Source organism: Corynebacterium sp. MSK158 (genome assembly GCF_030229085.1).
Taxonomy (GTDB): Bacteria; Actinomycetota; Actinomycetes; order Mycobacteriales; family Mycobacteriaceae; genus Corynebacterium.
In genome coordinates, this window is the sequence record NZ_JASPHJ010000007.1 from 115,693 (window position 1) to 134,406 (window position 18,714).

The window sequence follows — 18,714 nt, forward strand, 5'->3', positions numbered from 1 at the left end:
CCAGTCTAGTCGGCGTGGTGCTCCTCGGCGGTGCTGTGGCAGTCGGCGTGGAAGCGCCTAGCGGCGACCTCGTCACGCACCGCCTTTTTATTGCGCTGCCAGCCAATGAGGCGGCACACCAAGTAAATGACAAAAGAAATGGTGGTAACAAAAACCGAGACTGGAAGGCCGGGCGCGAGCGACAAGACAAAGCCGCCGACGGCCGAAACCTCGGCGAAAATGGTGGCCCACATGACCGCGCGCAGAGGCGAGGAGGTAATCTGCACGGCCGCAGCACCCGGGGTGATGAGCAGTGCCATGACGAGCAGCGAGCCGACGATTTGTACCGACTGCGCGGCCGCCAAGCCTACGAGTACGGCGAAGGCGACGGAAATGAAGCGGGTGGGTACGCCGGCTGCCTGGGCCATGACCGGGTCGGCCGAGGCGAAGAGCATGGGCCGCCATAGGATGGCCACGGCGGCGAGGATGATCACGGTGGTCGCGGCCAAGAGCCATACCGAGGCCGAAGAGACGCCGACGATCTGGCCGGTCAGCAACGTCATCGCGGTATTCGCGTTGCCGGGGTAGAGGTGTAAAAACAGCACCGAGAGGCCGAGGCCAAAGCTCATGACCACGCCAATGGCGCTGTCTTGTTGGCCTTTGAAGCCCAGCACGGCGAGGATGATGGCGGCCACGATGGCGCCGGCCACCGCGCCAAAGCCGAGGTTGAGGCCGAAGAGCAGTGCGGCCGAGGCACCCATGAGCGCGAGCTCGGAGGTGGCGTGGACGGAAAAGGACATCTGGCGCAGCACGATGAGCGAGGTCATCACGCCGGAGAGAATGCCCAGCAACGCGGAGGCGATGAGCGAGGACTGCACAAAGTCCACGCTGAGCAGGTACTGGGTGTCTTCTACAAAGCTAGACAACGATAAGCCTCCCATCGACGTTTAAGACGTTGACCTTGGAACCGTAGAGCTCGGAAAGGGCATCGGAGCGCATGACCTCATCCACGGTGCCGAAGGTATGGCCGCCAGGGGCGAGGTAGAGCACCTTATCGGTCACGCCGAGCACCGGGTTGATTCCGTGGGTGACAAACATGATGGAGGTACCGCGCTCGCGGCGCAGCGCATCCAGCTTGTCCACGGTGGCCTGCTGGCGCGCCGGGTCGAGTGAGAGCAGCGGCTCGTCGGCGAGGATGAGCTCGGGGTCGTTGGCCAGCGCTTGGGCTTGGCGGATGAGCTGCTGCTGGCCGCCGGAAAGCTGGCCGACGCGGCGGTCGCGCAGGCCGGTGGCACCGACCTCGGCGAGGAGCTCATCGACGCGATGGCGGGGTGGGCGGCGGCGTCGGAAAGCGCCGTGGGCGAGCGAGAGCGAGACTAAATCGCGGGCGCGCAGCGGCAGGTCGGCCGGGAACATGCGTTGCTGCGGGATGAAGCCGACGCGGCAGTTAACGTCGACGGTGCCGGCCGTGAGCTTGCGGGTTCCCAAGATGGTGCCGAGCAGGGTGGATTTGCCCACGCCATTGGGGCCCAAAACGGCGATAAACTCGCCGCGGTCAACGGCGAGGTTAAGGCTGGACCACAGCGGGGCAACCGCCGCGTCATGAAACTGGATGAGCACTAGAGATTCCCCAGGGAATCGGTGACCTCGTCATAGTAGGTCCAGAATTCTTTGCCATCCGGTGGGGTCTCGCCGATTTCGACGATAGAGACGTCCGCATCCTCCGCGGCGGACTTAATGCGGCCGGCGGTATCGGTTTCGGTCTGCGGGTTAAAGATGAGCAGGTCTACCTTGTCCTCTTTAATCGCCTTGGTGAAGGCGGCGAGGTCGGCGGCGGTGGGCTCGCCCTCAGAAATAGTGGCCTTGCGGTAGCCCTCTGGGGTGACATCCTTGCCGGAGGTGTACTTCATGATGTAGTCCGCAATCGGCTCGGTCTGTGCGTAGGAGAGGTCGCCCGGCAGTTCCTTGAGCTTGTCGCGCAGGCGGTCGACGTGGGAGTCCACGCGCTCAGTGCTGGCGTTGGCATCGGTATTGAGCTCGTTAATCTGGTCAGCGATATTTCCTGCGACCTCGTCAAGCGCGGCCGGGTCGTACCAAATGTGCTCGTTGCCCTCAATATTGGTGACCTTCTCCGGGTCCTTCTTGGCGGTGGCCTTAGCAGCGTCGATGGTCATGACATTGGGGTCATCGGCCAGCTTGCCGTGATCGGTCAGCGGCAGGGCGGAGACGATATTGTCCTGGTCGGAGACGGCCTGGTAAATCCAGGAATCGTAGCCGCCGCCGTTGACTACGAGCAGGTCAGCATCCTCGGCCTTGGCGATATCGGCCGCGGAAGGCTCGAAGTGGTGGGGGTCGACGCCGTTGCCCTCGACGATGGGCTTGACCTCGATGTCCACGCCGGAGGCGGTATCGGCCACGGCTTGGGCGACGTCGGCCCAGATGGAGGTGGCCGCGACGATGGAGATTTTCTTCTGGGCGCCCGGCTCGGCGGCCGAGTCCTCGGTGTCGGAGGAGCAGGCGGTGGCGGTCAGCAGGAGGCCACCGGCTGCGAGGAGGGCTGCGGATGCGCGAAGTGAGGTATGCATAGCTTCCAGTGTGCGTTTGATGGGAACCATTGTCAATTGAATATGTATTGAAAATACGGCCGCGGAGTATGCTTGCGGTCATGGTGAAACGCAGCCCCACCCGCAAGACGCTAGCCTCGCTGGCCGCCGAACTGGGTGTTTCGCGCACGACGGTATCCAATGCTTATAGTCGGCCGGACCAGCTTTCGGCCGCAACACGCGAGCGCATCCTGGCGGCGGCGAAGGCGCGGGGGTATCCCGGGCCGGACCCTACGGCCCGCAGCTTGCGTACTCGCCGCGCGGGCTCTGTGGGCGTGCTGCTGACCGAGCACCTGTCCTATGCCTTTGAGGACATGGCCTCGGTGGATTTCCTGGCTGGCATGGCAGAAGCCTCGGCCGGCGCGCAGACCACACTCACCCTCATCCCGGCCGGCCCAGAGGGTGAAGCGGAGGCCGCCAGCTTGGTGGGCGCGGCCGCGGTGGATGGCTTTGTGGTCTATTCCGTGGCGGCCGGGGATGCCTACCTCGAGGCGGCGCGCGGCCGTGGGCTGCCGGTGGTGGTCTGCGATCAGCCGACGGACTCGGGCCTGCCGTTCGTGGGTATCGATGATCGCGCGGCGATTGCCCCAGCCGCCCGTGCGCTGGTGGAGGCCGGCCACCGCAAGATTGGTGTGTTGGCGATTCGTCTCAAGCGCGAGCGCCACGACGGCCCCATTTCGTGGGGTGAGCTGCAGGGTGCCGATATGCACGTGCAGCGCGCCCGAGTCATGGGTGCCATGGACGTCTTTGCCCAGGCGGGCATCGCGCCGGAGACCGTGCCCGTGGTTACCCAGCACATCAACGATGCGCAGACCACGCGGGCGGCCGCGCAGTTGCTTCTCGACGCCCACCCCGACCTCACCGCCGTCCTGTGCACCACCGACTCCATGGCGCTGGGCGTGATGACCTATGCACGTGAGCGGGGCATCGACATTCCCGGCGAGCTTTCCGTTACCGGCTTCGACGGCATTGATACGGCGCAGCGCCTTGGCTTGACGACGATCGTCCAACCCAATAAGGCCAAGGGCGCGGCCGCCGGCCACATGCTCGCCAAGCTCATCGCGGGCACAGAGGACTCGAGCGTGGGCGAAACTACGGTGCTACGGCGCGTGCTGCAGACCAGCTTCGCGGCCGGGCGGACGGTGGCTCTGCCGCGCTCGGTGCCGCTTCGTTAGTCTGCGGCGTGTTAAGCCGCGCCGCCGTTGTTGGGGCGGCCGACATGGTCCGCGCGGGCGGCGGCGAGTTCGGTGAGGAAGTGGGCGACGGCGTCGACGTCGGCAAGCTGCACTACGGCCGCCGTATCGCCCTCGCCGACCTTGACGCCGACGTCTGGCGGCTGGTGCAGGGCGCGGAAACCGTCCTCATCGGTGACGTCATCGCCCAAGAAGACCACGGCGGTGGCTCCGGTGCGCTCGCGCAAGTTCTCAATCCACGTGCCCTTGGTGGCCTGGGTGGCGGAGAATTCCACCACGGACTTGCCGGCCGTGCGCGGGAAGTCGCCCGGATCGAGCGCGAGGGCGGCTTCGTAGGCTTGTGCGGCAGCTTCTGGGTCGGAATCCTCGAGCGCGCGCAGGTGCAATACGCGCTGGAAGGGCTTGACCTCGATATCCGCGCCGGGGAAGCGCTCCATGATCGTGCGGATCTCAGCTTCCTTGGTGGCGAGGTGCTCGCGCATCGCGGGGGTTAGATCCGTGTCCTCCCACGAGGATTCGGCGCCGTGGGAGCCGCCGAAGAGCACGGGCTCGCGCAGCGGGCACACGTGCTGCAGGCCTTCTAGGTGGCGGCCGGAGAGCACGGCCGCAGTGGTGCGCGGCAGGTGGGCCAGTTTATCCAGGGCACGCAGTGATTCCTGGTTCATCTCGACCTCATAGATAGCCGTGGCGAAGGGGGAGAGCGTGCCGTCGAAATCCGAGACCACCGCGAGGTGTTCGGCGGCGGCAAGGGCCTTGATGGTGGTTGAAAGCGTCATGGCTTCCAGCCTACGTAATTAACCGCCGAGGGAAACCAACTTGATAGACGGCGAGTCCACTTCATCGGTGACCAGTTCCAAGACCAGTTGGTTATTGGAATTGACGGTGTAGTGGAAATCGTGGTCCGCGGAAATCAGGTTGCGCAGCAGGTTATCGGCCCACACGGATGCGCCGTGGCAATCCTCGGTGGTCTCGTCATACTCCACCTCATCAAAGTGGAGACGGTTGCCTTCGCGGATGTTTTGGCGCTCATCATCGGCGGAATAGGTCACCTTGCCCACCATTTGGGCGCACCCGGTGGTGCCCACCATTGTGGACTGGCCAAAGCTCAACGTGGGCGCTTGCGGGATGGATTCCGGGATGGTGGAGGCGGCGTCCGGGGTGGTGTTGATGGAGACTACCTGCCACTGCTTATCCAGGATCTGCTCATCGCCGGGGGCTTGGGGCTCCTCGTCGCCGGAACCACAGCCGGCCAGTAATGCGGCGGCACAGGTCGCGGCAATGGGCGCTGCGGCCAGGCGGGGAAAGCGAGATATCATGCGCCCGCCTCCTGTTCTTCGGCCTGGCGCAGGCAGCCCAGGAAGGACTGGGACCATAGCTGCACGTCGTGCTCGGTGACCTGCTGGTGCATGGTGAGCATGCGCTGGGTCATGGTGGAGGGGGCGTCGTCAAGCGCCTTGAGCGCATTGAGCAAGGCGGCCTTGACGGACTCGATATCGAAGGGATTGCACAGGTAGGCCTGGCTGAGCTCATCGGCCGCGCCGGCGAACTCGGAAAGTACCAGCGCGCCCGAGCCATCGTCGTGGCAGGCGACGTATTCCTTGGCCACCAGGTTCATGCCGTCCTTGAAGGGGGTGACCAGTATGACATCGGCCATGCGGTAGTAGCAGCGCAGGAGGCTCTTGGCCACGCCCCGGTGCTGGTAGTGCACCACCGGGTGGCCAACGCGGGCAAAGCGCCCGTTGATGCGGCCAACGGCTTCTTCCACCTTGGAGCGAGTGGCCTTGTAATGGTCGAGGCGCTCGCGCGACGGCGTGGCTAGCTGCACCAGCGTTACCTCTTCCGGATCGAGTACGCCGGTGTCCAGCAGCTCCTCGAAGGCGGTCAGCCGCTGCAGGATGCCTTTGGTGTAATCGAGCCGGTCCACGCCCAAAATGATGCGCTGGGGTGAGCCCAGCTCTTCGCGCAGCTTGGCGACGTCCCCCTTCTCCTCCCCAGTGAATGCGGCAAAGTCCTTCGCGGCGATGGAAATGGGGAAGGCGCCTACGCCAATGGTGCGCCCCTGTGGCAGGCGAATATGCGCGGTGACCTCGCGGGTACTAGCCTCGCCTTCCACGTCGAGGCCCTGACGGCGGGCAAGCTCCAAGAAGTTGCGGGCATTGGCCTCCAAGTGGAAGCCGATGAGATCCGCGCCAAGTAGCCCGCGCACGAGCTCCTCGCGCCAGGGCAGCTGGCGGAAGAGATCGGCAGAAGGGAAGGGGATGTGCAGGAAGAATCCGATGGTGAGATCCGGGCGCTTCTGGCGCAGGATGCCAGGCAAAAGCTGCAGCTGGTAGTCCTGTACCCATACGGTGGCGCCCTCGGCGGCGACCTCGTCTACCTCATCTGCAAAACGCAGGTTGACCTCCCGATAGGCGTGCCACCAATCGCGGTCATAGGTAGGGGTGACGATGAGATCGTGGTAGAGCGGCCACAGGGTGGCATTAGAAAAACCTTCGTAAAAGCCCTCGAAATCGGACTCGGTGAGCTTGACTGGGTGCAGCAGCACGCCGGTATCGGTGCGGAAGGGCTCTGGTGCGGCATCGGCCACACCGGGCCAGCCCACCCAGCAGCCCTGGTGAGATTCGAGGACTGGAGACAAAGCGGTGACCAGACCGCCCGGTGAGGGAGTCCAGGTATGGCTGCCATCGGGCCGGGTTTCTAGATCTACCGGCAGGCGGTTGGCCACCACCACGAAGTCATTGCCATGCTCACTCATGGTGCAAGAATAACTTAAGACTTCTTCGTGGACTTCTTCGTTGCCTTCTTGGAGGCCTTCTTCGTCGCCTTTTTGGTGGCCTTCTTTGTAGCCTTCTTGGTCGACTTCTTCGTCGATTTCTTGGTGGACTTCTTAGTCGACTTCTTCGTGGACTTCTTGCTGGATTTCTTGGTCGATTTCTTTGGAGCGGCATCGGCCTGCTCCGCCAGCACCTTCTTGTGCACTAGGCCCTTTGGCTCCACGCCCAGCATGGACATCAGGGTCACGCCGTCGAGGAAGTCCTGCGCATAGGTGGCCACGATGCGGCGGGCTGCGCGGGAGGTCTCCTCCTCAAGGGCGTGATTCTGGTCAGCCTGTGGGTGGGTGTCTTGGACCTTGGGTGGCACGACGTGTCCTCCTGAACGTTGTGGAAACTACTTAAGCGCTTGCAAGAAAAGCTATCAGAGCAAATATTGTACGCTACCGGCGGCGTTTAGGGTCGCTCGGGTCCGGATTCGGTGCCTGGCTGCTCCGGTTTCTGGGATTGAAACGTTTCGGTGCCGGGCACGGTATAGGTGGTCTTCTCGCGCTGCTGCGGCTGCGCCGGCCACTGGGAATCCTCCGGCCACAGGTCCGCGGCCGAGCGGGTGTGTGGCGCATGGCTTTGGGCCTCGTGGCGCGGGTGCTGCTGCGGTGGCTTCGGTCCGAGCTTCGGTGGTAGCTCCGGGCGATTGACGCGCGGGGCAAACGGGGACATCGGCACGCGCGGGATGCGCGGGGCCTTGCGGGCCAAGTGCGTGGCCTTATGGAAGGAGAAGCGGCCGATGCGCTTAAAGGCGGAGTAAGGGCGGAAATACTGCGGGCGACGCAGGCGGCGGGCCACGCGCTCGCCCAGCACCACGCCGGCGGCCAGTGCACCGGAAATAGCCAGCGCCGTTGCGATATTGGTAAAGCCGGTAATCATCTGCTCATTGAGCGAGGCGTACATGCCGCGGTAGAGCATGAGGCCGGGCAGCATCGGCGTATAGCCCACGATCATGGTGATAAGCGGCGGGATTCCCCAGCGGCGCGACATCAAACCGCCGGCCAGGCCGACGACCACGGCGGAAAGACCAGAGGCAATCACCGGGCCGACGCCGAAGGGCACCACCACGAAGTAATAGAAAATCATGCCGGCCGCGGCCGTAAGGCCAGACATGGTGACCTCAATCCAGGCCGCACCGCAGGCCAGCGCAAAGGCAGCAGAACCGGTACCGCCAAGCAGCACTAGCAGTGGAATTTCGTGGTAGACCGGCGGGGCCAGCGTGGCCAGCGGCGGCAGGTTAAAGCCCAGCGAATCGGCCAGCTGGATGCCCACGCCCACGCCGGCGATGATGGCGCCGGTGGACAGCAGGGCTTCGAAGAATCTGGCGGAGGAGGTGACGGGGGCGCGCGTGATGCCGTCGACAAGCGATTGCACCAACGTCAGCCCCGCCACCAGCACGATGATGCCGGAGGCAATGATCTGCGCGGGCGAGAAATTAATGCCGAAGGAGGCCGCGACGTTGTACAAAATGGCGGCCGGGAAAACGGCGAAAAAGCCGCCGACCACATTCTGATAAAAGGGCGGCAGGCGGTAATTAGCCAACCAGGCGTTTAAGCCCATGATGAATGCGGAGACCACAAACGCCACCACGCCGACGAGCAGGTCGCCGCCAAGCATCATGGAAATCAGGCCACCCATCGCGCCCCAGCCGAGCATCACCGTGGACGGCTTATAGGGCGCTGGCATGCGGTCGATCTCGTCTAGGCGCTGCTCCGCCATGGCCGGCGGCATCTGGCCGGAATGGATGGAGCGAATGAGCTTATCGACGGCCGCGAGCTTGGAAAAATCCACGCCAATGCTCGGCACCACGCGGAAGACGTGCAGGTTCTTGCGCTGCTCGCCGGTGCCAATGGTGGTGTGGATGGTGATGGTATTCATCAAGATGTCCACGTGGCAGTAGTGCAAACCATACGACGACGCTGCCAGGTGCACCTGGGCGCGCGCATCCGAGTTGGCGGTGCCGGCTCCGATGAGGATTTCACCAATGCGCGCGGCGATCTCCATAACGCCGGTGACCTGGGCGGCGTCGGTCAGATCGACCGGCGCGAGTGGTGATGGCGGCGGTGCGGCTTTAGCCGCGTCGATGATGGCTACCTGGCCTGAGGAAGCGCGCAGGCGCTCCCGCATAGCGGACAAAAATGACACGGAAATAACCCTCGAAAAAGCGCTGTGAATGTGGGAAAGATTCTGCCTGAACTTTAGCCCCTGCACCCTGCCAATGCATAGATGGGGGACCGGCTTTCCCCTCGGCGGCGGTGCTCGGGTACTATGCAACGAGCGGGATTTCTCCCGCGGTGCTGGAGTGGCGCAATTGGTAGCGCAACGCACTTGTAATGCGTAGGTTGCGAGTTCAAGTCTCGTCTCCAGCTCAAAAGGAGGCTGGGCCCCGGTGTGGGCCTAGCCTTCGGTGGTTTTTGAGGGGGCATCAATAAGCCGAAAAAGCCGGTCGACCATGCGCTGGCGATTAGCGGGGGATAGCTTGCGCTGGTTGAGGTGATCGTGCACCCACAGGCCGGTACTAAGGAGCATGACTAACAGATCATCCTCGTCCGTCTCGGCGGCGGAAGGATCGACCATCCAGCGCGCATCCACCTCGGCCCACTGGGCGGAAAAATCCGGGTGGGTCTGGGAATGTACGCACATCAAAAGTTGGATGAGCGGGTCGTTCTTGCCCATCGACAATACGAGCGCTCGGGAGCGCTCGGCCCAGCTGAGCTTGCTTGCCGGGTGGCCGCCGGCCAGCTTCTCGAGTTCTGCCTCCCAGCGTGCGGCGCAAAATCCATGGCAGTCTACGAGCAGATCGTGGCGGGTAGGGAAGTGATAAATGAGTCCGGACTTGGACATGCCGGTCGCCTGCGCCAGGGAGTCGTAGGTAAGGCCAGAGACGTCCTCAGCGGCGATGATGTCGAGCGCAGCTTCAAGGGCTGCCGTCTTTTTGTTGAGTCGCGGCATAGGGATCTCCTGATTTGGGGTTATCGCGGAAACACCAGGCGGTTATCGCGGCTAGGAGCAAGGCGAAGCAAGCTAGGCCGCCGATGGTGGAAAGATATCCGGCATTGTAGGCGCTCGCGGCGGCCGCGTGGGAAGAGGGGTGATGCAGTGCGTCGGTACCCTGTTCCGCGAGGTGAGGGGGCAGTTCGCGGGCCATGAGCAGTGGCACGAGGGTGCCGGTCAGTGCAATGGAGATCAGGGTGCCGAATTCATAGGAGACCGCTTCTACGCCCGAGGCCATGCCCGTGCGATGAAGCGGAGCGGCATTGATGATGGCGGTCGAGGACACGGACATGGCCAGGCCCGCGCCTAGGCCGGTGAGCACTAGGGCGGAGACGAATAGGGGAAGCGTCTCGCCCCGGCTCACCACCACCAGTGCCATGCCGGCGGCCATGAGCAAGAATCCGCCGCTAATGAGTGGGAGGAACCCCACGCGATGCAAGATGGCGCCACCCAGGATGGAGGTAGGGATGGCAGAGAGCGCCATGGCGGAGATGATGAGGCCGGCGTGGAGGGGTGAGAGGGCATCGACAAGCTGCAGCTTTTGGGTACTCAGCAGCTCCAGGCCGGCGAGGCCGAACATGGCGCCGCCGGCCGTTAGGGCCCCGCCGCTGAAGATGCGGGAGCCAAAGATATCGAAGGTCAGCAGGGGATCTGACAAGCGAGCCTGGCGGCGGCCAAAGGCGAGCGCGCCGCAGATGAAGACGATGCCTGCGGCGGCACTTACCGGCCAATTGTGTGCCAGGGATTTAATGGCCAGCACCAGGCTGGCGAGAGTGATAAGGGAATACAGGGACGAGGGGAAGTCCCAGTGTTTATGAGGGTTCGGAGCGTTTGGCGGGGCAAGGAACAAGGTCAGCGCAATAGCCACGACCACAACGGGGACATTGAGCAAAAAGACCGAGCCCCACCAGAAATGCTCCAAAAAGAAGCCGCCCACGGTGGGGCCAGCTGCCGCGCCGATGACGGCGACAGAACCCCAGATGCCAATGGCCGTGTTGCGCTCCACCTCATCGGGAAAGGTCAGGCGGATGAGCGCCAGGCTCGACGGCATCATAATGGCGGCGCCGCAGCCCAAGAAGGCGCGGCCTAAAACCAGCGTCCAAGCGCTGGGGGAATAAGCGGCGAGCAGGGAAGCGCCGCCGAAGACGGCCAAGCCGATGAGGAACATCCGCCGGTGGCCGGTGCGATCGCCCAGTGTGCCGGCGCCAAGAAGGAGGCCGGAGAGCACCAACGCGTAGGCGTTGATAATCCAGAGCTGCTGGGTATCGGTCGTATGCAATTGCTGCGACAGCTGCGGCAATGCGGTGTAGAGGATGGAATTATCCAGCCCAACCATGAGTAACCCCAGAGAGATGACGGCGCAGAAAGACCACCGCTGGGTGGCCGTGGAGGCCGCAGCGGTGTGGTCTTGTGCGCGGGACGGGTGGATACTCATAGCGCAGTAAACAGTACCGAACGGTCGTTACAGTTTGTAGCCGAAGATAGGTTAGTATTGCCTTCCTCACAGCTGGGCGCGATGTGTGAGTGTATAGGAGATAAGTGGACTTTCCTGCGGTCTAAGTAGCACAGTGGTATTAACACCAATTAAGAGTTAAGGATGATTTTTAATGGCACGTAATTATGCAGAACAGCTAGTTGACACCCTGGAAAAGCAGGGTGTCGAGCGCATTTATGGCCTCGTCGGTGACTCCCTGAACCCGATCGTTGATGCCGTCCGTCGCTCCTCCATCGAGTGGATTCACGTCCGCAACGAGGAAGCAGCAGCCTTCGCTGCTGAGGCAGATTCCCTGACCACCGGCAAGCTGGCCGTATGTGCCGCATCCTGCGGCCCGGGCAATACCCACCTGATCCAGGGCCTGTACGACGCCCACCGCAACGGCGCCAAGGTTCTGGCACTGGCTTCCCACATCCCATCCCGCCAGATCGGCTCTAAGTTCTTCCAGGAGACCCACCCAGAGGCAATCTTCCAAGAGTGCTCTGGCTACTGCGAGATGGTCAACTCCGCTGAGCAGGGCGGCGTTGTCCTGCACCACGCCATCCAGTCCACCATGGCCGGCAATGGTGTTTCCGTCCTCGTTATCCCGGGTGACGTCTCTATGCAGGAGGCTGAGGATGACTCCTTCGTCGAGTCCAAGATCTCTGCTGGCCGCCCGGTCGTCTTCCCGGATCCGGCCGAGGCCGCTGCCCTGACCCAGGCCATCAACGAGGCTAAGTCCGTCACCCTCTTCGTTGGCGCCGGCGTCAAGGATGCCCGCGAGCAGGTGCTCAAGCTGGCGGAGAAGATCAAGGCTCCCATCGGCCACGCTTTGGGTGGCAAGATGTACATCCAGTACGAGAACCCGTTCGACGTGGGCATGAACGGCCTGCTGGGCTACGGTGCGGCACACGAGGCCACCCACGAGGCTGACCTGCTCATCCTGCTGGGTACCGACTTCCCGTACAACGACTTCCTGCCGGATGCCAACGTGGCACAGGTGGACATCAACGGCTCCCACATCGGCCGCCGCACCAAGATTTCCTACCCAGTCACCGGTGACGTCGCCGCCACCATCGAGAACATCTTGCCGCACGTGGATGAGAAGAAGGACCGCTCCTTCCTGGATAAGATGCTCAAGAAGCACTACGGCAAGCTGGAGCACGTCGTTGAGGCTTATACCTCCAACGTGGACAAGCACACCCCGATCCACCCGGAGTACGTTGCTGACCTCATTGACAAGAACGCCGATGAGGATGCCATCTTCACCGTCGATACCGGCATGTGCAACGTGTGGGGCGCTCGCTACATCACCGCTAACGGCAAGCGCGAGCAGATCGGCTCCTTCCGCCACGGCACGATGGCCAACGCCCTGCCACAGGCACTGGGTGCACAGGCCGCTAACCCGGGCCGCCAGGTCATCACCTTCTCCGGTGATGGCGGACTGTCCATGCTGATGGGTGAGCTGCTCACCGTGAAGCTGCACAACCTGCCTATCAAGATGTTCGTGTTCAACAATTCTTCTTTGGGCATGGTCAAGCTGGAGATGCTGGTGCAGGGTCTGCCGGAGCACGAGACCGACCATGAGTCCGTCAACTTTGCCAAGATTGCAGAGGCTTCCGGCATCAAGCACTTCCGCATTGAAGATCCGAAGGACGCACCGGAGCAGATCAAGAAGGCGCTGGCTTATAACGGCCCGGCTCTTATCGACGTCGTTACTGACCCCAACGCCCTCTCCCTGCCACCAACGCTGACCATCGAGCAGCTCATGGGCTTCTCCAAGGCTGCCACCCGCACCGTTCTGGACGGTGGCGTTGGCCAGATGATCACCATGGCAAAGTCCAACCTGCGCAACATCCCGCGCCCGCAGGACTTCTAAATAGCGCGCTGCGCTAGCTACCACGCCCTTCCTCGCCTGGGGAGGGGCGTGGTTTTCTTTTGCCCCGACCAGGCCGAGTACTCACGTTCACAGGATTCAGGCAGAAACTCTTCAGTAGGCTGGAAAGCAAGCGTGTCATGATGACGTGTTAGAAAATCACAACCTTTAAGGGGATCTGAGGAGAACATGGAAGACACTAAACTCGCCAAGGTTCTTGTCGTCGATGACGAACCCAATATTGTGGAGCTACTCACCGTATCGCTGAAGTTCCAGAACTTCGAGGTGTACAGCGCCAATTCCGGCAACGAGGCGCTGCGCATTGCCCGCGAAGTAAACCCTGATGCCTACATCCTGGACGTCATGATGCCGGGTATGGATGGCTTCGAGCTGCTGGGCAAGCTGCGCCAAGAAGGCTTGGACGGCCCGGTGCTCTACCTCACCGCTAAGGACGGTGTGGACCAGCGCATCCACGGCCTGACCATCGGCGCGGATGATTACGTGACGAAGCCATTTAGCCTGGAAGAAGTGATCACCCGCCTGCGCGTCATCATGCGCCGCGGCGGCGCGGCGGAAGAATCCACCAACGATGCCACCATGAGCTATGCGGATCTGACGCTCAATGATGACACCCATGAGGTCACCAAGGCCGGCGAGCTCATCGAACTTTCTCCCACCGAGTTCAACCTCCTGCGCTACCTCATGCAGAACAAGGAAGTGGTGCTGTCCAAGTCCAAGATTCTGGACAATGTGTGGCACTACGATTTCGGCGGCGATGGCAACGTGGTCGAGTCCTATATCTCTTACCTGCGCCGCAAGATCGATACCGGCGAGACGCAGCTGATCCACACCGTGCGCGGCGTGGGTTATGTACTGCGCACCCCGCGCTCCTAAAGTGCTTAAGTGATGGAAGATTCACAGGAGACCCAGGGCCAGGCGCCTGCACCGGCGGCGGCGCGCCCGCAGTCCATGTGGCTTGAGGGCCTGGGGCAAGGCGAAGGGGAGGAAAAGTCCTCCAAGCGGCGAATGTTTTCCCAGATTCCGCAGGCAATGCCGCTGCGGACGTGGCTGGTCATCCTCCTCGTCGTGGTCTCCGGGCTCGGCATTACGGGCTCGTCCTTTGCGGTGAATTCCATCATGCGCAACGTGCTCTTCAACAACGTCGATGATGAGCTGCGCTCCGCGTCGACCACATGGGCGCGCGATATCAGCAATGACTTCTTCATCGGCGATCACACCAAGCGCCCGCCTACCGAATACGTGGTGCTGAACTACCTGCCCGATGGCACCATCCGCTACTCGGGACCATCGTCAACCACCCCGAATGCGGAGAATATCCCGCTCGGCGGCTACCCCACCACCGTGGGTTCCATCGAAAACAACACCAAGTGGCGCGCGCTCGCCTTCGCGGATTCCAATGGCGTCATCACGGTCATTGCTAAGGACATGACCCATGAAAAAGAAATCCTGCACGGCCTAGCCATGGTGCAGGTGACCATTGCTGCCATTGCTTTGGCTGCCATTGCGGCCGTAGGTTTCTGGTTTATTCGCAGGGCGTTGCGGCCGCTGCGGGTGGTGGAAAAGACGGCGTCGCAAATCGCGGCAGGCGACCTAGACAAACGCGTGCCCAAGTGGCCGCTGCACACGGAGGTGGGCCAGCTGGCTGCCGCGCTCAATATCATGTTGGGTCAGCTGCAGCGCTCCGTCGTGCGCGCGCAGGAGAAAGAGGAACAGATGCGTCGCTTCGTCGGCGATGCTTCGCATGAGCTGCGCACGCCGCTGACGAGCCTGCGCGGCTATACCGAGCTTTATCGCTCCGGCGCCACCAAGGACGTGGACCTAGTCTTTTCCAAGATCGACGATGAGTCCAAGCGCATGTCCTTGCTGGTGGAGGACCTGCTGGCCCTCACCCGCGCTGAAGGCACGCGCCTAGACCTGCGCCCGGTGGACCTATTGGAACTGGCCCTGTCCGTGGGCTCTTCCGCGCGCGCGGCCTTCCCCGGCCGCGAGATTGAGGTGGCCAACGACGCCAAATCCATCCCGGTGGTCAATGGCGATGCCAGCCGCCTGCACCAGGTGCTGCTCAACCTAGTGACCAACGGCATCCGCCACGGCGGCGAGGATGCGACCGTGACGCTGCGCCTGCGCCGCGAGGCTAATGACGTGCTAGTCGATGTCAGCGATGACGGCAAGGGTATGTCCCAGGAAGATGCGGCACACATCTTCGAGCGCTTTTACCGCGCGGATACCTCGCGCACCCGCGATACGGGCGGCTCCGGCCTGGGCCTGGCCATCGTCCACTCCCTGGTGGAGCAGCACGATGGCAGCATTAGCGTCGACTCCGAGCTCGGCCGCGGCACCACCTTTACGGTGCGCCTGCCCGCGCTTGCCGACGCCCCCTCTGAGCCCTAGTCCTCCCGAATACCGTCCTCGTTGCAGCCGAGGTGCTGACGGATGCGGGCGGCCGCCTCATCCATCGCGGCATCGTCGGTGTTCTCGGCGTCGAAGGCCTTGGCAAAGTCATACTCTTCCATCTTCTCGGTGGGGAAGAGGTGGATATGGGTGTGCGGGACATCGAATCCGGCGATGATGTAGCCGGTGCGCGGGGTATCAAATGCGGTCTTGATAGCGCCGCCGATTTCCAGGGCGACCTCGTTGAGGTGGGCCCAGGTCTGGGGATCCAGGTCGGTCCACTTATCTACTTCCTCGATGGGCACGACCAGGGTGTGGCCGTAGCGCAGCGGCTCGATGGAGAGGAAAGCCACGCAGGTCTCATCGCGGTAGACAAAGCGAGCGGGTAGTTCACCATTAATGATCTTTGTAAATACAGAAGCCATGTGTGCCAGGCTACCCGCTGGTTATGATGGTGGGCATGCGCATTCTCGTAATTGGTTCGGGCGGCCGTGAACACGCCCTTGTCAAGGGCCTGTCCGCCGACCCTAAGAGCACCGAAATCCACGCCGCGCCAGGCAGCGCGGCCATGTCCGCCCTCGCTACCGTCCACCCGGACTACTCCCAGGTAGATGACGCTGATCGCATGGTGGAGCTCGCCCAGAGCATCGCCGCGGACCTCGTTGTCATCGGCCCTGAGGTTCCCCTCGTCGCCGGCGTGGCCGATGCCCTGCGCGCGGCCGGCATCGCTGTCTTCGGCCCCAGCAAAGACGCAGCCCAGATCGAGGGATCCAAGGCCTTTGCCAAGGACGTCATGGAGTCCGCCGGCGTCAAGACCGCCCGCGCGGAGCAGCTGCGCCCAGGTGCGGGCGAGGACGACATTGAAGCCGCCCTCGACCGCTTTGGTCCGCAGTTCGTGGTCAAAGACGATGGCCTGGCCGGCGGCAAGGGCGTGGTGGTCACCCCGGACCGCGCCGCCGCTCGCGCCCATATCGATGCCGTCCTCGCAGCCGGCAACCCGGTGCTGCTGGAATCCTTCCTCGACGGCCCCGAAGTCTCTCTCTTCTGCTTAGTCGATGGCGAGACCGTCGTCCCGCTGCTGCCGGCTCAGGATCACAAGCGCGCCTATGACAACGACGAGGGCCCCAATACCGGTGGCATGGGCGCCTACACCCCACTGCCGTGGCTGCCGGAGGACGGCGTGCAGCGCATCGTGGACGAGGTCTGCACCCCTGTGGCCAAGGAGATGGCGCGCCGCGGCACCCCTTATTCCGGTCTGCTCTACGCCGGCCTGGCCTGGGGCGAAGAAGGCCCGGCCGTCGTCGAGTTCAACTGCCGCTTCGGCGACCCAGAGACCCAGGCAGTGCTCTCCCTGCTCAAGTCCCCGCTGGCTGAGGCCCTTAACGCCACGGCCACCGGCACCCTCTCCGAGCTCCCGCCGCTGGAGTGGGAGGATGGCTTCGCCGTCATCATCGTCATGGCGGCCGAGGGCTACCCGGCCTCCCCGCGCAAGGGCGATGCCATCTCCGGCGCTGCCTTGGACGATCCGCAGCGCGTCCTCCATGCCGGCACCGTGCATACCGATGGCGCCTACCGCACCGCGGGCGGCCGCGTGCTCAGCGTGCTGGGCAAGGGTGCCACGCTTGCCGACGCCCGCGCAGACGCCTACGCCACCGTCGACGGCATCGAGTTTGCGGGTGGCTTTGTGCGCCGGGACATCGGCAAGCGAGCAGAAGCCGGTGAGATTTCTCTCTAACCTTTCACCCCGCGGCGGGGCAGGCATGGAATAATAGCCACGTGGCTGAAAAGAAGAAGATTTCCAACGTCCTGTCCTCCCGCTATGCCTCCGCGGAGCTGTCCAATATCTGGAGCCCGGAGCATAAAATCATCTTGGAGCGCAAGCTCTGGATCGCGGTCATGCGCGCCCAGAAGGATCTGGGCGTAGACATCCCCGCCAAGGCCATCGATGCCTACGAGGCCGTGGTAGAGGACGTGAACCTCGAGTCCATCGCGGAGCGCGAGCGCGTCACCCGCCACGATGTGAAGGCCCGCATCGAAGAATTCAATGCGCTGGCCGGCTACGAGCACATTCACAAGGGTATGACCAGCCGCGATCTCACCGAGAACGTGGAGCAGCTGCAGATTCACACCTCGCTGGAGATCATCCGCGATAAGGCCATCGCCGTGGTCTCCCGCATCGGCCGCCACGCCGCCGAGTACCAGTCCCTGGTCATGGCGGGCCGCTCCCACAACGTGGCCGCGCAGGCCACCACCCTGGGCAAGCGCTTCGCTACGGCCGGCGATGAGATGCTGCTGGCCATCGAGCGCGTCGAAGACCTCCTTGGCCGTTACCCGCTGCGCGGCATCAAGGGCCCGATGGGCACCTCCCAGGACATGCTCGATCTCATGGGCGGCTCCGAGGACAAGCTCGCCTCCCTGGAGACGGCCATCGCGGATTACCTAGGCTTCCACCGCATCTTCAATTCCGTGGGCCAGGTCTACCCGCGCTCCCTCGACTTCGACGCCATCTCCGCCCTGGTGGAGCTCGGCGCCGCCCCGTCCTCGCTGGCCACCACCATCCGCTTGATGGCCGGCAACGAGACCGTCACCGAGGGCTTCAAGGAGGGCCAGGTTGGCTCCTCTGCCATGCCGCACAAGATGAACGCCCGCTCCTGCGAGCGCGTCGGCGGCCTGCAGGTCATCCTCCGCGGCTACCTCACCATGGCCGCGGACCTCGCTGGCCAGCAGTGGAACGAGGGCGATGTCTTCTGCTCCGTCGTCCGCCGCGTCGCGCTTCCCGACGCCTTCTTCGCCCTCGACGGCCAATTCGAAACCTTCCTTACCGTCCTCGACGAGTTCGGTGCCTTCCCGGCCATGATCGACCGCGAACTGGAGCGCTACCTGCCCTTCCTGGCCACCACCCGCATCCTCATGGCGGCCGTGCGCGCCGGCGTGGGCCGCGAGACCGCCCACGAGGTCATCAAGGAAAACGCCGTGGCCGTCGCGCTCAATATGCGCGAAAACGGCGGCGAGCAGGACCTAGTCCAACGCCTCGCCGCCGATGACCGCCTGCCTATGGACGAGTCCGACCTCGAGGCCGCCCTGGCCAATAAGCACGCCTTCATTGGCGCCGCCGAGTCCCAGGTCAGCCAGGTCCTCAACCGCATCAACGCCCTGGTAGGCGAGCATCCCAAGGCCGCGGCCTATACCCCGGGCGAGATCCTCTAAAACGAGCCTCGCTGGGCTCCTTCCTTTTTGCAGTGCGCCTTCCTTTTTCGCATTTCGATCAAATAGTCCCCGAATTCCACTGAACTGCTCCCCATTAGTTGGACTGAGAAATCAGTTTCCGATTAGTGGGGAGTAGTTTTCATTGAGAGCTCGAAGT

At 63.2% G+C, this 18,714-nt stretch carries 17 protein-coding genes and 1 tRNA gene; 7 read left to right on the forward strand and 11 right to left on the reverse strand.

Annotated features, from left to right (window positions below; genetic code table 11):
- Positions 1 to 5: 5 nt before the first annotated feature.
- From QP915_RS07285 to QP915_RS07295, 3 genes are read right to left on the reverse strand one after another with little or no spacing between them, the layout of a single operon-like run.
- Positions 6 to 920, reverse strand: a complete 915-nt coding sequence (locus QP915_RS07285) for a metal ABC transporter permease (RefSeq protein WP_284768859.1) — start codon at positions 918 to 920, stop codon at positions 6 to 8.
- Positions 898 to 1,599, reverse strand: coding sequence for a metal ABC transporter ATP-binding protein (locus tag QP915_RS07290; RefSeq protein ID WP_284768860.1), 702 nt, complete (start codon positions 1,597 to 1,599; stop codon positions 898 to 900). Before QP915_RS07290 ends, QP915_RS07285 begins: the two co-directional genes overlap by 23 nt.
- Entirely contained in the window at positions 1,599 to 2,594 is a 996-nt protein-coding gene (locus QP915_RS07295) for a metal ABC transporter solute-binding protein, Zn/Mn family (RefSeq protein ID WP_502869325.1), read from the reverse strand. Before QP915_RS07295 ends, QP915_RS07290 begins: the two co-directional genes overlap by 1 nt.
- 50 nt (positions 2,595 to 2,644) lie before the next feature.
- Here QP915_RS07295 and QP915_RS07300 point away from each other — a divergent pair, with 50 nt between their 5' ends.
- Positions 2,645 to 3,757, forward strand: a complete 1,113-nt coding sequence (locus QP915_RS07300; RefSeq protein WP_284768862.1) for a LacI family DNA-binding transcriptional regulator — start codon at positions 2,645 to 2,647, stop codon at positions 3,755 to 3,757.
- 11 nt (positions 3,758 to 3,768) lie between these two features.
- On the opposite strand, the gene otsB is transcribed toward QP915_RS07300, so the two are convergent.
- From otsB to thrE, 5 genes are all read right to left on the reverse strand, one after another.
- Complete coding sequence (gene otsB, locus QP915_RS07305; RefSeq protein ID WP_284768863.1) at positions 3,769 to 4,551, reverse strand: trehalose-phosphatase; 783 nt, start codon at positions 4,549 to 4,551, stop codon at positions 3,769 to 3,771.
- Between the two features lie 18 nt (positions 4,552 to 4,569).
- Positions 4,570 to 5,091 carry an META domain-containing protein gene (locus QP915_RS07310; protein ID WP_284768864.1) on the reverse strand — a complete coding sequence of 174 codons (522 nt, stop codon included), beginning with the start codon at positions 5,089 to 5,091 and terminating at the stop codon, positions 4,570 to 4,572.
- Positions 5,088 to 6,530, reverse strand: coding sequence for an alpha,alpha-trehalose-phosphate synthase (UDP-forming) (locus QP915_RS07315; protein WP_284768865.1), 1,443 nt, complete (start codon positions 6,528 to 6,530; stop codon positions 5,088 to 5,090). Before QP915_RS07315 ends, QP915_RS07310 begins: the two co-directional genes overlap by 4 nt.
- Positions 6,531 to 6,544: 14 nt before the next feature.
- A complete protein-coding gene (locus tag QP915_RS07320) occupies positions 6,545 to 6,916 on the reverse strand; it encodes a hypothetical protein (RefSeq protein WP_005325749.1) in 372 nt (123 codons plus the stop codon).
- A gap of 86 nt (positions 6,917 to 7,002) precedes the next feature.
- Entirely contained in the window at positions 7,003 to 8,739 is a 1,737-nt protein-coding gene (gene thrE / locus QP915_RS07325; RefSeq protein ID WP_284768866.1) for a threonine/serine exporter ThrE, read from the reverse strand.
- A gap of 151 nt (positions 8,740 to 8,890) precedes the next feature.
- On the opposite strand from thrE, the gene QP915_RS07330 reads away from it, so the two are divergent.
- Positions 8,891 to 8,963: transfer RNA gene (locus QP915_RS07330), tRNA-Thr, on the forward strand.
- A 28-nt stretch (positions 8,964 to 8,991) separates the two neighbouring features.
- Here QP915_RS07330 and QP915_RS07335 read toward each other — a convergent pair.
- Both QP915_RS07335 and QP915_RS07340 read right to left on the reverse strand, forming a co-directional pair.
- Positions 8,992 to 9,546 carry a TetR/AcrR family transcriptional regulator gene (locus QP915_RS07335; RefSeq protein ID WP_284768867.1) on the reverse strand — a complete coding sequence of 185 codons (555 nt, stop codon included), beginning with the start codon at positions 9,544 to 9,546 and terminating at the stop codon, positions 8,992 to 8,994.
- Positions 9,512 to 11,023, reverse strand: coding sequence for an MFS transporter (locus QP915_RS07340; RefSeq protein ID WP_284768868.1), 1,512 nt, complete (start codon positions 11,021 to 11,023; stop codon positions 9,512 to 9,514). Before QP915_RS07340 ends, QP915_RS07335 begins: the two co-directional genes overlap by 35 nt.
- A 172-nt stretch (positions 11,024 to 11,195) precedes the next feature.
- On the opposite strand from QP915_RS07340, the gene QP915_RS07345 reads away from it, so the two are divergent.
- The 3 genes from QP915_RS07345 (at position 11,196) to QP915_RS07355 (ending at position 15,350) form a co-directional block, all read left to right on the forward strand.
- A complete protein-coding gene (locus QP915_RS07345) occupies positions 11,196 to 12,941 on the forward strand; it encodes a pyruvate dehydrogenase (RefSeq protein ID WP_284768869.1) in 1,746 nt (581 codons plus the stop codon).
- A gap of 186 nt (positions 12,942 to 13,127) precedes the next feature.
- Positions 13,128 to 13,832 (forward strand): response regulator transcription factor, encoded by a 705-nt coding sequence (locus QP915_RS07350; RefSeq protein WP_005325775.1) that lies wholly within the window; start codon positions 13,128 to 13,130, stop codon positions 13,830 to 13,832.
- Between the two features lie 12 nt (positions 13,833 to 13,844).
- Positions 13,845 to 15,350 carry a sensor histidine kinase gene (locus QP915_RS07355; RefSeq protein ID WP_284768872.1) on the forward strand — a complete coding sequence of 502 codons (1,506 nt, stop codon included), beginning with the start codon at positions 13,845 to 13,847 and terminating at the stop codon, positions 15,348 to 15,350.
- On the opposite strand, the gene QP915_RS07360 is transcribed toward QP915_RS07355, so the two are convergent.
- A complete protein-coding gene (locus QP915_RS07360; RefSeq protein ID WP_284766983.1) occupies positions 15,347 to 15,775 on the reverse strand; it encodes an HIT family protein in 429 nt (142 codons plus the stop codon). The two genes, QP915_RS07355 and QP915_RS07360, sit on opposite strands and share 4 nt — an antisense overlap.
- A 35-nt stretch (positions 15,776 to 15,810) precedes the next feature.
- Here QP915_RS07360 and purD point away from each other — a divergent pair, with 35 nt between their 5' ends.
- Together purD and purB are read left to right on the forward strand one after the other, a co-directional pair.
- Positions 15,811 to 17,085 (forward strand): phosphoribosylamine--glycine ligase, encoded by a 1,275-nt coding sequence (gene purD / locus QP915_RS07365; protein ID WP_284768870.1) that lies wholly within the window; start codon positions 15,811 to 15,813, stop codon positions 17,083 to 17,085.
- Between the two features lie 41 nt (positions 17,086 to 17,126).
- Positions 17,127 to 18,557 carry an adenylosuccinate lyase gene (purB, locus tag QP915_RS07370; RefSeq protein WP_284768871.1) on the forward strand — a complete coding sequence of 477 codons (1,431 nt, stop codon included), beginning with the start codon at positions 17,127 to 17,129 and terminating at the stop codon, positions 18,555 to 18,557.
- Positions 18,558 to 18,714 lie beyond the last annotated feature (157 nt).

Excerpts from the sequence above, each read along its gene's own strand:
- purD (WP_284768870.1), top strand. The coding sequence starts at position 15,811 with ATGCGCATTCTCGTAATTGGTTCGGGCGGCCGTGAACACGCCCTTGTC.
- QP915_RS07340 (WP_284768868.1), bottom strand. The coding sequence starts at position 11,023 with ATGAGTATCCACCCGTCCCGCGCACAAGACCACACCGCTGCGGCCTCC.
- QP915_RS07295 (WP_502869325.1), bottom strand. The coding sequence starts at position 2,594 with ATGGTTCCCATCAAACGCACACTGGAAGCTATGCATACCTCACTTCGC.
- QP915_RS07345 (WP_284768869.1), top strand. The coding sequence starts at position 11,196 with ATGGCACGTAATTATGCAGAACAGCTAGTTGACACCCTGGAAAAGCAG.
- QP915_RS07360 (WP_284766983.1), bottom strand. The coding sequence starts at position 15,775 with ATGGCTTCTGTATTTACAAAGATCATTAATGGTGAACTACCCGCTCGC.
- QP915_RS07300 (WP_284768862.1), top strand. The coding sequence starts at position 2,645 with ATGGTGAAACGCAGCCCCACCCGCAAGACGCTAGCCTCGCTGGCCGCC.
- QP915_RS07310 (WP_284768864.1), bottom strand. The coding sequence starts at position 5,091 with ATGATATCTCGCTTTCCCCGCCTGGCCGCAGCGCCCATTGCCGCGACC.
- QP915_RS07315 (WP_284768865.1), bottom strand. The coding sequence starts at position 6,530 with ATGAGTGAGCATGGCAATGACTTCGTGGTGGTGGCCAACCGCCTGCCG.
- otsB (WP_284768863.1), bottom strand. The coding sequence starts at position 4,551 with ATGACGCTTTCAACCACCATCAAGGCCCTTGCCGCCGCCGAACACCTC.
- QP915_RS07355 (WP_284768872.1), top strand. The coding sequence starts at position 13,845 with ATGGAAGATTCACAGGAGACCCAGGGCCAGGCGCCTGCACCGGCGGCG.
- QP915_RS07335 (WP_284768867.1), bottom strand. The coding sequence starts at position 9,546 with ATGCCGCGACTCAACAAAAAGACGGCAGCCCTTGAAGCTGCGCTCGAC.
- QP915_RS07285 (WP_284768859.1), bottom strand. The coding sequence starts at position 920 with ATGGGAGGCTTATCGTTGTCTAGCTTTGTAGAAGACACCCAGTACCTG.
- QP915_RS07350 (WP_005325775.1), top strand. The coding sequence starts at position 13,128 with ATGGAAGACACTAAACTCGCCAAGGTTCTTGTCGTCGATGACGAACCC.